This window comes from Ktedonosporobacter rubrisoli, from assembly GCF_004208415.1.
In the GTDB taxonomy this organism is placed as follows: Bacteria; Chloroflexota; Ktedonobacteria; order Ktedonobacterales; family Ktedonobacteraceae; genus Ktedonosporobacter; species Ktedonosporobacter rubrisoli.
Map to the genome: position 1 here is coordinate 9551913 of NZ_CP035758.1, position 12397 is coordinate 9564309.

Sequence of the window (12397 nt, forward strand, 5' to 3'; positions counted from 1 at the left end):
GCTTAAACCTCCAATAGCTTCTTGAGTTTGCGGCGCGCTAGCCCGCCCTTGCTTTGAGTTGTCGCGCTCTGCTCGTCTGGTTTTGGCTGTATGAAAATGTCTTCCACGACGCGCCCATCAAAGGTAAGAGGGAGAGGCAAGCCCATACCTTGTAACACAGTAGGTACAACATCAAAGACCTCGGCATTGGGCGCCTTAAATCCTTTTTTGATGTTGGGGCCATAGGCATAGAAGACGCCATCTTTCTGATGGGTGCCACGAACCTGGGTCGTCTCGTTCCAGACGTGCTTACCGCCAATATCCATGCGGAAGGTGATGCTATCATTGGGTAAAACTAGCAAGTGGGGCTCTTTACGGGCAAATGGACCTTCTCCAAAAGCCTCATTCGTGTAGACCGCATCGACAAGCGGCCCATTAGTGAAAGGATTAATCTGCGTCTTCAAATCTTCAGCTACCTCGGCTACGACCTCGGGAGGCGTATCCTTCTTGAAGACAATATCGACGAAGCTACCTGGATAGCCCGATTGCGAGGGGACATAAGCGACAGTGCGCTCAAGATCAATCTTCTCTTCAAGGGGCTGGTACACGTCTGTATGGGAATCGAACTTTACGGCTCCAGAATGCTTAAGGAACTTCTTCACTCTCCGAGCCAGGGAGAAGAGGCCCACGCGCTTGAGCACATCTTTAACATCTGCTTTCAAACCAGCCCGCTTGATGCTATCAAGGGAGCCAGGAACAAGTAAGCCTTTTAGGCGTAAATATTCGTTGATGCTAAAGGTATAATTGACGCCCTGAAAACCATGATCAGAAATTATATAGAGTGAGCCGTCGTCTCCTACATAATCCAGGAGCAGGCCCAGGGCCTTATCTAGAAGACGGAAGTATTCTGTTGCCCGCGGATCGAGCGAAATGAGCTCTTTCCATAAAGAATGCTGCAAGCGATCGGGACCGACAAAAGCCACATAGCAGAAATCCCAGGGCTTCTCCTTGAGCATATAGGAAAGAAGTTGGATGCGCTTTTCCGTCATATCGAGCGTAACGTCTATAAGTTTGTCTAGCGCGTTGGATTGACGGAAGAAGCCCTCAAGATCTAAGTCGATCTGATAGCCGGGGGCAGCCTGATAGAGCTCTTCTTTAAAGGAGGCTGGATACGTGAATTCGCCTTGATCGCTGGGTGTCATATAGCCGCTAACCATAATCCCGTTGACGGGCTCAGGAGGATACGTCATAGGTACGTTAATGACAAGTACCTGTTTGCCATATTCGCTAAGGATATTCCAGATAGCTTTGCCACCCTTGCGCTTTGTCTGTACGCGTGGGATGCGGCTATCGTCTTCGTACATCCAGAAATCATAAACGCCATGGCGCGCCGGTTTCAGGCCTGTGGATAGGGAGATCCAGGCGGCTGGTGTAAGCGGAGGATATTTAGATTCGAGGATAGCCTCGCAACCTTGTTCGCTGAGCCTCTTGAAGTTTGGCAGGTCTCCACGCTCAATTAGCGGGTGCAGGATACGGAACGCCAATCCATCAGCACCCAGAATAACAGTACGCATACTAACTCTCTTTCTTGGCTTGCCTATTCTCGCAACACTTTCGCTTCATTTTCCGGCGTATCCAGACTATAGGGTATTTTTGCGTATTGAACTAAATTTATCAGGGCCATGAGCCCCTTATGATAGGATCGGGGAGATAGAAAACCCGGCCTGCAGCTGAACGTAATCTGTAAAACCCTGCGTAGGACAATTCTCCCTCTTACCATAATGCTATAAGCAATTGTTGATCAGGACAAACTAATCACCAGAAATACCTATTAGAGTGCTCAACTCATTGTTTGAGATGAGTCCCCGCTACCTGTCTTTCGGGAAAGGTATGCTGGTAGGACTATAGAGTGGATATAAAATTCAGGAGCGGATATGGCTCCCACGGGTAAGCAAGTTCGTGAGTGCCATATTCGCGTAAGGCAGAGAAAACCTTTGTGTCTAGATGTATCCCAGGTCGCGTAAGCGATTGATAACTAGCTCTTCGTCTTCCTCGGAAAGCTCCTGGCTGCGGCCGCCGCTGCGGATAGGATGATTTGCCAGATAAGCCTCGGAAAAGAGCTCACTCACGGCTGTACCATCTACATCGCTAAACTCTACTCCCAGAGCATGCAGCAGGGAAGGTACCCCGGCGATAAGTGGAGCTGTAGATGAAGCGACCCGGCCGGGAACGAAGGCGGGAGCACTGGCGAGCAAGAAGCCCTTAACGCTGGAGGGATGAACGCCATTCGTGCTTGTTGTGTTGGCTTCAGGCGTCGTGAAGAGCGTGTCATCAAACGCGACGAGGCTACTGTTTGGTGAAGGTGCAAAGCCTGGTTTGAATTGAATGACCAGATCAGGAGCGCAAAACAGATACTCGCCAGAATAGAGCTCTTCCTTGCGATAGATGCGCTCGATAGGTGTCGCGCCAGTATCGCTATCGCGCAGCTTGGAGGGCAAGGCCTTAATAAGCGTCTCGGTTACTTCCTCAAATTCGCTCTGTGGATGGATTGCCCCTTGCGGGTCGCGGCCGAGCAAATTGATCCAGAGTTGACCATGGCCTGCATAATAAGCCAGCGAGCCTTGCCAGTTTACCTGGTTGGTCTGCTCATCGCGCTCGATAATTCCCATATCGGCAAGAAAATTATTGACATTGACGAAATGTTCCACTCTGCCGGCCTGGCTACCGACAAGGAGGGCCAGCAGGCCATCTTGACCAACCCAGCTACGCGCACTTGCCAGCGCTTCGGCCAGGGCTTTGCGATTTTCGCCAGCTGCGAGTGTACAGCTTACAATCTTGCAGGTGGCGCTGGCTGGTTGCTCCGCTGTCAAAGCCTGAACCTGCTTTGCCAGCTCGGCCAGTGAGCTTTCCTGGTAGTCGACCGACCAGCCCACAGTGCGTAGGATGTCTGGTAGCAGCCTGGGAGCGGCGTCACGTCCGCTATTGACCTCAACGACTTGATAATCATCGCCGCCGCCCTGCGCGCGGGGCAGCTGGCAGCGGGGCATCAATGTATCGAAGAAGCCAAAGGAGGCGGGTATACGTCCGCTGAAGGCCTGATAGTAAAGAGATTGAGTGCTCGTAATGGGAGCAGGCTCCAGCTCGACCAGCGCTCCTTGTGCTAATAGATCCTGAACCGCAGAAAGTTCTCGCAAGTCATCAAGGCGTGCGTCACTTAGAAAAAATACAAATGCTTTTTGTATATTTGTCTGAATATCACTCATTTCTCTTCTCCTAGCTGATATAATAAAGTTAACTTATTCACCATTACTGTTCAGCACTCCCTTACGAACCAGGCGCCAGATTTGACTTCTATAAATTACGCAACCATAAATGATCCAGTGCATCATCACCATTGGGACGTTGACCACATGCAAAGCCTGACGTGGAGGGAGGAAGAAGTAGCTGGATGTAATATCTCCGGCTGCTCCTCCGCAGATGAGCCCCAGGCCTACCAGGCCCAGTATGCTATCAAGGTGGTTTCCGGTTTCTTTAGAGCGACGGAAAAGATTAAGCGAAGTGATAGCCATGACGACGATGAAGGATAACTGGAAAAACAACCCGATTGGCCCAAGCTCAGTAAGCGTTTGGATGAAGCCCTCGTGAGCAACACCCAGGCCTGATTTGTCTATATCGCGCAAACCCTGTGGCAGGTGCGAAGAGATCTTATCATAGACCCATACGTTGCCAGGTCCCACGCCTAAGAGAGGGCGTTTGCCCCAGATGCGAAACATATCTTGCCAGATAATCAAGCGGTTGAGATCATCTTGCTTAAGACTTTGTAACTTGGCCAGAAAGGTTGGTATTAAGGGTAGGATCGGAACCCCAGCCAGCCCATACCAGAGGAAAAGCCGTAGCTGATACGCTGCAGTGATCACCACAAAGGCCAGGCCTACTTCTAGCCACCAGCTATTCTCTAGGGAGAGATAGAGGGAGAGCAGGCATAATCCTGTAGGAATTGCATACCAGATGCGCTTACGCCAGGTTGGGGCGCAGAGCGTATGGGCATAGCCGATAATACAGCCCAGGCCCAGAATCTGGGCTAGCGCTTCTAGCGGCATCCAGTAAATGCTCGGCGATGCATAGCGGAAAGCGTACACATCGGCGCCGATGCTCCTGTACCTGAAGAGGATGAGCCCGGCTGCTATGATAGCAATAAAGAAATTGGCGTGGAGAATGTAGGTAATCCATTTGTCTCGCTGACTCAGAGCTACCGAAACTACGAAAACTATAAGTATTGGTAAGGAGAACTCAACAATACCCACTAATTCGTCAACAAGAATAGGAGCCCTATGGACTTCAGTCTGTAGATAGTCGGGCCATGCGCTTATCGAAGCTATTTCCGAGATGCAAGCCATGGCAAACAGGCCGAGCAGGGGCCAGATTGCCTGAAATGGCGGGAAGATGACCTTCTTATCCCGAAAACTAATATGCACGAGGCCCACAAACAGAAGCAGGAAAAGTAGTGGTATCGCGGGCGAGACATAGAACCAATCCAGCTTGACGGCTGTCGGCACAAAAGGTGTGGAGGCAATCGCCAGGATAAGCAGGCCGAACTCGATACGCCGAACAGACATAAAGACGAGGGGGCAGCGATAATGCCCCCGAAGACGACCTTAGGGTTGTCAAATGCCGTCGTACCCATTGCTCCAGCTATAACGCCTCCCATGATGGCAAGCAGAAGCGGATACCAGTTCTCCTGGAGAGCCCGCCGCTTGAGAATACGGCGCTGCTGTTCCCGTAACACTTGCAATTGATTGACGATATCGGAAGCTTCTCCTGGCGAACCAGGAGTTCCATTAGGAAAAGCATTTGAAATCTGCATACGAACTTCTTATCTTTTCTTTATTACTTCTGCTTAAGAGAGACCCCCATTAACAGGACCCTGACTGTAATTGAGCAGTGAAGACTTGGGCTTGGCTGCTGGGGCTACCGGAGCTCCCATGGGCATTACCGGCGGTTGACCATTAGCCATAACAGCTGCGGCGGGCGGGATGATAGCTTCTTGAGGCATACCAGCCAGTTGCCTGTTAAAGGGCTGAGGGGCAACCTTAGCAAAGTAGTTATTTGTGCCTGTGCGCGTGTAGTTATTCAAGACGACTCCTGCCGGCGTATCGGCAAGCGTAGTTAAGAGCTCTTTAGCGCGCTGGAGCAGGTTCATTTTTGCGTGTCGATAATCGACTATCATCATCACACCATCGACCATGCTGGCCAGTACGCTTGCCTCAGCACCAGTGAGTAAGGAGGGACCATCTATAATAATCAAATCAGTCTTTTTGCGCAACTGAGCAAGAATATTGGGTAGGCGCTGGCCCAAAAGCAGGGCTGAATCGGCTACAGGAGAGCCGCCAGGCAGCATCCAGACGCCAGGAACCGAACTAGTCTTCACAGCATCATCTACGTTGCCGCCCGACTTTAAGAGGCCGCTTAGGCCGGGGCCTGAAGGGCTCATGCCGAAAGTAAGATGGGTGGCGGGTTGAGCCAGGTTGCCATCTATGACAAGCGTACTGCAGCCTCCGCGGGCCATTGTCGCCGCCAATGCTGCCGCAATGCTCGTTTTGCCTTCGGTGGTCTGGGCGCTAGTGACTAAGAGGATCACGCCCTGCGGCGCACGCCACTGGCTGGGCAAGACCCCGGTCAGGCGCAGATTGGAGCCGATGTCGGCAAGATCGTGAGTGATAGTGCCGCGCGCCTGTGTGGGGGCGCTAGCCATCTCCCCGTCGTGGGGCAGGCTGCCCAGGTAGGTAAGCTTGAGCTGATCCGTGACCTGCTCTTCGCTAGTGAGCTTGTTATCTAAGAAGATGATGAGTAGGACAATCAGCGAGCCGATCAGCAGGCCTACGAGGACGCTGACTGCCAACGTCATACTCAGTTTATTGGTTGGCGTTGCATCGGTTGGACCCACTAAATGCAAGAGGGTAAGTCCGCTGGTGGTCAGGACAGGCATAGCTGCAAGCTGAGCGTCCAGTGTATCGCTGGTGTGCTGGTAAGTTTGTACAGCGGCCGCATCAACTGTCGCCGCCGCCGAGCCGGCCGGGTCCGCAGCAACCTTGGCCCTGGCTGTCCCGATCTGCTGAGCTACTGCATTGATCTGATTCTGAAGACTTGTCCGCTGTGCCTTCAGCATAGCGTTATTCGCGTCTTGCTTATAATTAATGTATCCCTGAGCCACCTCATTGGCGATCGTGGCTGCGTCGTTCTTGTTGGGTGCCGTTGCCGTAATGGTGATCTGGCTGCCAGTTGCTACACTGGTGGCTTTCACGTTCGAGACCAGATCGCCAACGCTATAGCCGGCTTTTTGCAGGTTGGAGGAGTGCTGATAAATATATTTCATGACTTCTCCAGTGGCTATTTCGTTAACGTCATTGGCTGCATACCCAATACCATCATTGGGGCTCATCTTTGGTAGAAAACCATCGCCGTTTCCAATGTTCACCTGTATCATCGATGAGGCCTGAAAAGCCTCCTGTTGCTTGGCTATGACAAAACCTACACCGGCTGCTAGTACGGCACATACTATAACTATCAGCCAGTAGCGCTTAATACTGGGTAAATAACGTTTCAAAAGACCCCCTCCTGCATAATTATTAAGTGGTAGCAACGTATTTTATGAGTCAAGGTATTCTCTACCATCATCAGAACTTGCCTGTACACAGAAAACTCGTATATGTCTTTATTGTCTATGCGCTACTCGATTGTGTGTAGTATACGCTGGTTTCTCGCTCCCTCCAGAAGAGGGTAGTGGTAACGTTCCGGTGATGGTCAGTATGATATGGTTAAAATTTCTCAACCGGCTTCTCCTTATGCGCTAACTGGTCAGAAGCACTTTAGCCATTGAGACCTGGTTAACTATGAGCATGTTGTTCTGATTTGTTGAATAAAAAATGACAATACCTTCCTGTAAGCCTGAAGCATTTAATTGATAATTAACGGCTTTGCTAAAACTTGTAGAGCCGGTACCGTTGATAGGGCCTGAGTCTCCGACACTACTATAAGTATCTGTATAGATCACTACGCGGCCTACAACCCCGCTACTCACCGAGGCAGTACCTTCTATTTTAGCCGGGTTGATTACCTGTAATCCTGTGGCAGGATTACTGAGCATAGTGGCGTCATCAAGGGTTGTGATCTTCATCACTTCAAAAATATTGCTTTCCTGATTGGAGTCGAGACGGAACATGTAGGCGATAAATCCTCCGCCTCCTGGGCCCGTATTAGTTACAGCAACCGCATATGAGCCCGTAGCGGTACGATAGCTGACGGTTTTAGTCGTGATAGTTGCTGTTGACCAGTGAAATAGCGTCTTTGCCATCATAGTAGGAACGCCAAAAAAGGTCTTGCGCCAGTTCTCGCGGGAACTCCCTGTAGTTATGCTGGAATTGAGTTGAGATTGGCTTTGTTCTGCCTGATAATGCGTAACATCCGGGTAGATACCAGGAAAAAGGACTTGCTCGAAATTTCCGTTATCGGGCATCCACTGATATTCTTTGAAGATGTCAGGCGTGTTCTGGCCATTATCCTTAGCTCCTACCTCTGCCGTGATGATTGTGCCAGTAGGACTGATCTGTGCATCTCCATTATGTAGCCCCTGGACGGTAAAGAGCTTGGTAGGGTTGTTTGAGAGATCCTTATAGACGAAGAAGTCCAGCCTACTGTCTGCTGAGTAATACCGTAAATCTATCAGGGCGTTCACGCTGCCCGAGCCCTGCAAGCTTCCGCATATTACTTTTTGCACCTTACTTACGTTAGCTTGTGCCCCAACCAGATTATCCCAGTTAATGTTGAGATCAGCGGGGCAGCCAGTCGTCTGCAGAGTGATTGGTTTCGGCGTAGCTGTAGGTGAGGCCGCAGGGGTTGGTGTGTCTGAAGCCATCGTCGGTAAGGCCTGGTTTCCTCCCCCATTTCCCCCCGCAGGTTTGGAGCCCGGTAAGCAGGCACCAAGTATGATTGGCAGGCCACAAAATAGCATCGTCCAGCTGATGCAAAGTAGCAAGGACCGTTGTAGAGGCCACGTTCTCTTGCCTGGCCTCTGCGGTGCCTCCGGCTGCAACTTCATTGATTGAACCTCCTATCAATCTACTGGTCTCAGGGGGAATGAGCATCAGTGTGTCTCTTAACTTTAACTAATGATCAGCCTCCCTGGGTAGATGATAGCCATTCTCTACTATTTAGGATATGTCTTAAATAACCAGGTTCTAAAGCCAAATTTGAAGAAAGATACGCGTTCCATATTCCAAAGACGACACGTGACACACAATGTAACATCGATGAACATCTATAGCCCTTCTTTCCCTGCTGCATGACCATCCTGCCTTCCGGGATAGTGTGCAACCATTTCTATTCATCCAGCAGGGCTAAAGTCAGCCATTGCGGCGCATATTTGTGATGGGCAAAGGACCGAGAAGCGCGGATTGGCCCATATGCGTAGCTGAGCTCAGAGGGCCAGATACGTAAAAAAGTTCTTAATATAAAGGTGGAGGGTATAGTAATTGTATGAGTGATTGTTGACGTAGTTGCTATGGATCTTGAGTGAAGAAGTTGAAGCGTTATGTTTGCGCTATTGAGAAACTTACTGCGCATCTTGTGGCGCTCTATTGAAAATTATCTGCCCTATGGTATTGCTGAAGATGGGTATCAACGTTTTGAGGAATGCGAGAAAAAAGAGGATAGTGCTTCGGCTGAATGAGCTGGAAGGGGTGGGGACAATACTTTGTCCCCATCGCTGCTGCATCAAGCTACTGAAGTCGTATGGATACTTCTCGTGGCCGCAAAACGGGCCAGGCGGAAACGCTCTAGAGGGACAGCGGGTTGTGTATTTAGGACAATGCTGCTGAGCAATTCACCGAGCAGGGGGCCAAACTTAAAGCCGTGACCTGTGAGTCCTGTGCCAAAGATGATACGAGGATCGTCTGGATGATGATCCAGAATAAAATCTTCATCAGGGCTTACGTCATACATACATGATTCGATTTGCGCCAATTTAGCGTCCCGTATTGCTGGAATGAGCTCAATAAGTTTTTGTAGAGTTTGCTCTATAATATAATTATCTACAGCTGCAACTTCGTCAGGGTCTACAGGAGCCCCAAAGGCATGCGAGGCGGCTTTTAGCCAGCTGGGGCCAGAGCCTGCGCAGGTGCTATAGATCGGAAAGCCGTATAAATCTTCGGCCATAAATGCAGGAAAGACATGTAATTGAAAAGAAGAGAGCGGTAAATCGGTAAAGTAAAGGATATATTGCCGTGTCAGGCGTACCGGTAACTGCAATTCTCCCAGCAAATGATGAACCCAGGGGCCTGCGGCTACAATGACACGATCTGCGGTGATTTCGTTTCCAGATTTGCAAACAAGACGTATGGGCTGATGCTGCTGAGCATGCAGAATGCGCTCTACACGCTGAGCTTCATAAATCTTACCTCCCAGTTTGAGGATCAGCCCTTTTAATGCTCGCAAACAGGTTGAGGCATGCAGTAGGCCGGCTTCTGCATTATACGTAAGCATATCGTAGGGCTGAGTATTGAACTGTGGAAAGTGCTCTTGACAATAATGTTGCGAAAGGCGTTGCGTGGTTAAGCCGAGCTCGCGTAAGATGTGATAACTGGCTTTAGTATAACTATCATTTTCTCTACCTAGTACAAGAATTCCTGTTTGAGTGTAAAGCGTGCGCTGGGCAAGATGCTCCAGGGCCTGCCAGCGGTGTAAGCTCAATCTGACCATCTCGGAGTAGAGGAGGTCAGCCCCATATTCGAAACGCAACAGGCGTGAAAGGCCGTGTGAGGTCCCTCGCACATGATCTACTGTTTCCTGCTCCAGCACTGTTACCTGGGTTATACCTTGCTTAAGCAAAGCATAAGCTGCTGAGAGGCCAACTATTCCTGCTCCTACGATAACGATTCGTTGCTGGTTCACTGCTGTTTCTTTGCCTCCCTTATGGTTTTTACACTAATCGAGTATAACAGAGGATAAATTAAAAATCAAGTAAAACGATATCATATCGTAAAAATAGGCGTGCGATAAATCAAGATAATATTGCATCATATATTGTAATTAGGATGTAATATATTTGTCGATCATTTCGTAAATATGAATATGCGTCAGGCTATTACACATGTATTATGTTTCGCAGGCCGATGTACAACATATATTTATATCTTAGCTCTGCCTTTATTGCTTACAAAACATCTTTATTGCCGAAAAATAATATGAAGAGCTTTTTATAGAAATCTAAATAAATGTAATGTAAGCTGTGAGTAAGGACGAAGAGCGACGGAAGTTGCTACATTGTATTACCACTACCTTGTTCTGATATACGAAAAGATGTTACACTTGAGCTACATTGGATGGACAAGCAAATGTCTGCTTTATGCTATTTGCATAGGTAAAATTTCTATGCCTGAAATGGACTCCTAGCGATTCGCTCGCCTGGGTGCGGAACTTCTCAGGACACGAAAGAAGGAATTATGCAAGAAGAAAGTGTACAAACTGCAATAGCAGGGCAAAAATTATATATATCTCCTACCGATTTGATTTATGGACAGCCTGAAGTGCCGTCTTCTAAGTACCACACTTTGCGCTATCTGTTAGCATCAACGCTTGCTGCCGGTGAAAGTCGCATAGTATTTCCGGCTGAAAGCGATGATAGTGAGGCATTATTTCGGGGCTGCCGCGCTCTGGGCTCTCATTTAGAGTGGGAGGATGAGCAGCATCGAGCGCTTCGTATAATCGGCGTAGGACGTCCACAGGCTAAAGAGGCTGTGACAATTAATGTTGGCAATGCCGGGGCTGTCCTTCGTCTTTTGCTAGGTTTAGGGGCCTTGCTGCCCGAGGTGACATTTACGACAGATCACCCGCAGTCGCTGGGCAAACGGCCTAATCGTGAATTATTAGAGGCTTTGAAGGCTCTAGGAGCTCAATGTAGCGCCGCGAGTTCCGAAGGGTATTTGCCTATCACGATCAAGGGAGGAAAGCTGCATGGGGGACGTATTGGGATCTCGGGGGCGCGTAGTTCGCAATACCTGAGCTCTTTACTTTATCTGGCACCCTTAATCGGCGAGCGTGTAGAGATTGAGGTAGTTGATGGTTTGAAATCGCAACCATTTGTGCGCACTACTTTGCAGGTCTTGCAAGAGGCCGGCATTGAGATCCAGCATGACGAAGCTTTGCTGCATTATCGTATTGAGGCCGGGCAGCAGTATCGGGCTCGCGAGTATGTAATTCCCGGTGATTATCCTTCAGCGGCTGCCCTGCTGGCTGCATGTGCCGTAACAAATGATCCGAGCAGCGAGCTTTCACTCTCACGCCTGCGGCCTGGCGACGAGATTGGTGAGGCTTTGCTTGCGGCCTTGCGCGCTATGGATGCGGCCTTGCAGGTCGATGGCGAGACTGTGACGATCCGGGGTGGCCGGCGCTTGCATGGCATTGAGCTGGATGGCGATCAGCTTATCGATTGTATTCCTGTGCTCGTCGCCTTGGCCTGCTTTGCTGAGGGCAAGAGCATTTTCTACAATATCGAGAGCTTGCATTATAAAGAGTCCGATCGGATTAACGACCTATGTGCTGAACTGCGCCGGGCCGGCTGTGCCGTATTGCCTCAGCAAGATGCTATAATCGTGCATGGGCGCCCGCAGGGAGTTGAGGGAGGCGTGCTTGTGGATGGGCACAATGACCATAGGCTGCTGATGGCGCTGGCCGTTGTTGCTCTGCGTAGCCAGCGGGGCTTGACGCTGACCGGTGTAGAGCATATTGCCAAGAGCTATCCACATTTCTTTGCGGAACTGGAACGTCTGGGGGTAGGAGTAAAGAAAGTTTAGGGCAAATTACTCATTAACAAGGTGGAAGCGTAGAGCGCAAGCGGCCGCCTGTCAAGAGCGTTCGAACATCTCTACCGGCGAGGAGAGGCTCCTTGCTGTGTCAGCGGCAACAAGTCTCCGCGCTACCTCGTTGGCGAGGAGCGTCATTAAGACATCGGCGCTGGCAGCATAACACTACTATGGCCAGAATTAGCGTGAGGATGATAGATCACCCTGGATCTGAATGAGGGTAGACGTAGGTGTCGGAGTCATCGGGATATGGGCCGGCTCCTGCGAAAAAGGCAAGGAGAAGGCGAGCGCGAGAAAGAGTATTACAGTAATGCCCAGGACAAACAGCAAAGTGCTGGCAAGTAAGTAAGGTTTTTTGATTGAGCGATACATGCCTACATCCTTTTTATTTATATCTACTACTTGGATAAACGCTAGGGGATGTAGCAAGTCTCTCATATAGGACATTCTTCAGCTGGCTGGCCCTGGTTGAGGACTGCGGTGAAGTAGCGTTCTAACCCGCCCAGTGCCTGAAAAGAGCGGTTGCCAATGGTATACTCTGATGATACAATAGCCAGCGGGCA

General features: G+C 49.9%; 9 protein-coding genes. 2 read left to right on the forward strand and 7 right to left on the reverse strand.

Annotated features, from left to right (window positions below; all coding sequences use genetic code 11):
- Window positions 1-2: 2 nt before the first annotated feature.
- The 5 genes from EPA93_RS41050 to EPA93_RS41070 form a co-directional block, all read right to left on the reverse strand.
- Complete coding sequence (locus EPA93_RS41050; protein WP_129893089.1) at window positions 3-1553, reverse strand: alkaline phosphatase family protein; 1551 nt, start codon at window positions 1551-1553, stop codon at window positions 3-5.
- Window positions 1554-1979: 426 nt separating this feature from the next.
- Window positions 1980-3242 (reverse strand): hypothetical protein, encoded by a 1263-nt coding sequence (locus EPA93_RS41055; protein ID WP_129893090.1) that lies wholly within the window; start codon window positions 3240-3242, stop codon window positions 1980-1982.
- 33 nt (window positions 3243-3275) lie between these two features.
- Complete coding sequence (locus EPA93_RS41060) at window positions 3276-4595, reverse strand: O-antigen ligase family protein (protein ID WP_129893091.1); 1320 nt, start codon at window positions 4593-4595, stop codon at window positions 3276-3278.
- Between the two features lie 281 nt (window positions 4596-4876).
- Complete coding sequence (locus EPA93_RS41065) at window positions 4877-6583, reverse strand: polysaccharide biosynthesis tyrosine autokinase (RefSeq protein ID WP_129893092.1); 1707 nt, start codon at window positions 6581-6583, stop codon at window positions 4877-4879.
- A gap of 243 nt (window positions 6584-6826) precedes the next feature.
- Window positions 6827-8074 (reverse strand): hypothetical protein, encoded by a 1248-nt coding sequence (locus tag EPA93_RS41070; RefSeq protein WP_129893093.1) that lies wholly within the window; start codon window positions 8072-8074, stop codon window positions 6827-6829.
- A 492-nt stretch (window positions 8075-8566) separates the two neighbouring features.
- Between EPA93_RS41070 and EPA93_RS48805 the strand changes: the two genes are divergently transcribed.
- Window positions 8567-8704 carry a hypothetical protein gene (locus EPA93_RS48805; RefSeq protein ID WP_165423731.1) on the forward strand — a complete coding sequence of 46 codons (138 nt, stop codon included), beginning with the start codon at window positions 8567-8569 and terminating at the stop codon, window positions 8702-8704.
- 44 nt (window positions 8705-8748) lie between these two features.
- On the opposite strand, the gene EPA93_RS41075 is transcribed toward EPA93_RS48805, so the two are convergent.
- Window positions 8749-9924, reverse strand: a complete 1176-nt coding sequence (locus tag EPA93_RS41075) for an FAD-dependent oxidoreductase (RefSeq protein WP_129893094.1) — start codon at window positions 9922-9924, stop codon at window positions 8749-8751.
- A gap of 551 nt (window positions 9925-10475) precedes the next feature.
- Here EPA93_RS41075 and aroA point away from each other — a divergent pair.
- On the forward strand, window positions 10476-11825 hold the full coding sequence (gene aroA / locus EPA93_RS41080; protein ID WP_129893095.1) for a 3-phosphoshikimate 1-carboxyvinyltransferase: 1350 nt from the start codon (window positions 10476-10478) through the stop codon (window positions 11823-11825).
- A 189-nt stretch (window positions 11826-12014) separates the two neighbouring features.
- On the opposite strand, the gene EPA93_RS41085 is transcribed toward aroA, so the two are convergent.
- The gene (locus EPA93_RS41085) at window positions 12015-12206 is read right to left on the reverse strand and encodes a hypothetical protein (RefSeq protein ID WP_129893096.1); all 192 of its coding nucleotides are present in this window, start codon (window positions 12204-12206) and stop codon (window positions 12015-12017) included.
- Window positions 12207-12397: the final 191 nt, after the last annotated feature.